This window comes from Intrasporangium oryzae NRRL B-24470 (genome assembly GCF_000576595.1).
Classification (GTDB): Bacteria; Actinomycetota; Actinomycetes; order Actinomycetales; family Dermatophilaceae; genus Intrasporangium_C; species Intrasporangium_C oryzae.
In genome coordinates this window covers 1-1,881 of record NZ_AWSA01000103.1, presented here as the reverse complement: position 1 = coordinate 1,881, position 1,881 = coordinate 1, and the positions used below count along the sequence as shown (strand labels likewise).

The following is a 1,881-nucleotide window of genomic DNA, read 5'->3' as shown; positions in this document are numbered from 1 at the left end:
CGGGCTGACGAAGAGAACAGTAGCCCGGGCTGGGCTCCAGTGCCAAATCGGGCGGCGACCAGCCTCCGTCGCGGGGGCCGTGCGACCCGAAGCCCCCGTGCCGAGGCCAGCGCCGGCCTGGCCACGCGGGTCCGGGTGACGTCGAGATGGCCCTCCGAGACCTCGTCGGCACTGGCTGTATCGAAGGGCCGGCTGCTGCGTCTGCCCTCCATGGTGTGAATCCTCGGAAAGGGGTGCCCCATGGCATCGAACACCGTCGGCGCTCCTCGCCCGCTCGGGTCCTCTCGCGCGGTCCCCCGTCGGAAGGCAACGTATGCCGGCTTGCTCCTGCTGGCACTTGGCGCGATCTCCGCGAACGATGGTGTCCGCGGCTGGGTCTCGCAGAAGTGGTCGCTCCTCCTGACGGGGCTGGCGATGGCGCTCTTCGTCGCGGTCGCAGTCTCGATCCTCAACGAGTGGCCGATGGCGCGACGGATGTCTGCCAAGGGGACCGTGATCGTCGTGACCGGGTTGACGCTCATCGCCCTGTTCCTCGCCTCGGTGATCGTGATGCCCACGCGGTGGCAGCTCGTCACCCTGCGCTCAGTCGTCCTTGTGGTGCTGATCCTCTTCCCGACCGTGATGTGGTGGCTGTTCCTCGCGTCCAAGCGAGCGAGCCTGCTCAACGAGTTCCTCTCAGACCTTCGGCGGCTGGGCGTGCTCGAGCCGGTCGACCCTGTGGGCCGTGAGTCGGTCGAGATGCAGCAGACCCGGGTCCGCAGCTACCTGCAGAAGTTCGAAGCGTCCTATGGCACCCTCCGAACCACTGTGCACGAGGACGTGCTGTCCGGGCACCCGCGCCCGTACGCAAGCGATGACAAGGCCAGCAGTCAGCAGCCTCTCGTGACCGCAGCGGTCCCGATCTACTTCAACGTCGTGGTGCTGGCCGTCGGATGGCTCGTGACGCTCCCGCCGCTCGAGAACTATCCCCACAGTCCGACGCAGCCCAGGTGGCTGTTGGCCCTCGCGCCCAACGTCACGCCGGCGACCGCGGCCTTCATGGGCGCCTACTTCTTCTCGATCCAGATGCTGTTCAGGCGCTTCGTGCGGGCCGACCTCAGAGGGAGCGCCTACATCGCCGTCTCGCTTCGGGTGATCCTGGCGATGCTCGGGGTGTGGACCATCCAGGCGGTCGCGACGACGATGGGCGTGAACTCGGACGCTCTCGTCCTGCTCGGGTTCGCCGTCGGGGTGTTCCCGTACGTCGCGTGGCAGGTCATCCGTGCCTGGACCTCACGGCTGTTCAAGGCGTCGCTGCCCACGCTCGAGACCCGGCTTCCGCTCGACAACCTCGATGGCGTCACCGTCTGGCACCAGGCGAGGCTCGAGGAGGAGGACGTGGAGAACGTGCCAAACATGGCAACGGTCGATATCGTCGACCTGCTCGTCAACACGCGGTTCCCAGCGAGCAGGATCGTGGATTGGGTCGACCAGGCCCTGCTGCTCACGGCGCTCGGCCCCAACGACGCCAAGTTCGTCGACCAGAAGGCAGGGGCTTCCGTGCCGCAGAACCTGCGCCAGCAGCTCGCCCGATACGGCATCCGAACCGCGAGCTCACTCGTCCTGGCTGCCGGCCCCACGGTGAAGGAGACGCCGTGGGCGGAACACACTGACCTGGACCTGCGCGCCCGCGCGGTAGCCAAGGCGGTCACCACGACGAGCAACTACCCGTTGGTGCTCAGCTGGCGCCGCCTCCGACCGGTCGGCACCTAGACACGTGGCTGAATGCTCGAGCCGATCGCGACTCGTCGCATACCGGGTCCCATCTCGAGATGCGATCATCCACCGCGCAAACTCTGCTACCGGTGCAGGTGTCTTCGGGTATGCGAAAGACGCCCCGGC

The 1,881-nt window shown here is 67.3% G+C and carries 1 protein-coding gene; it reads left to right on the top strand.

The window, feature by feature from the left end; translation table 11 throughout:
* Positions 1–240 precede the first annotated feature (240 nt).
* Positions 241–1,752 (top strand): hypothetical protein, encoded by a 1,512-nt coding sequence (locus N865_RS21175; protein ID WP_157557828.1) that lies wholly within the window; start codon positions 241–243, stop codon positions 1,750–1,752.
* Positions 1,753–1,881: the final 129 nt, after the last annotated feature.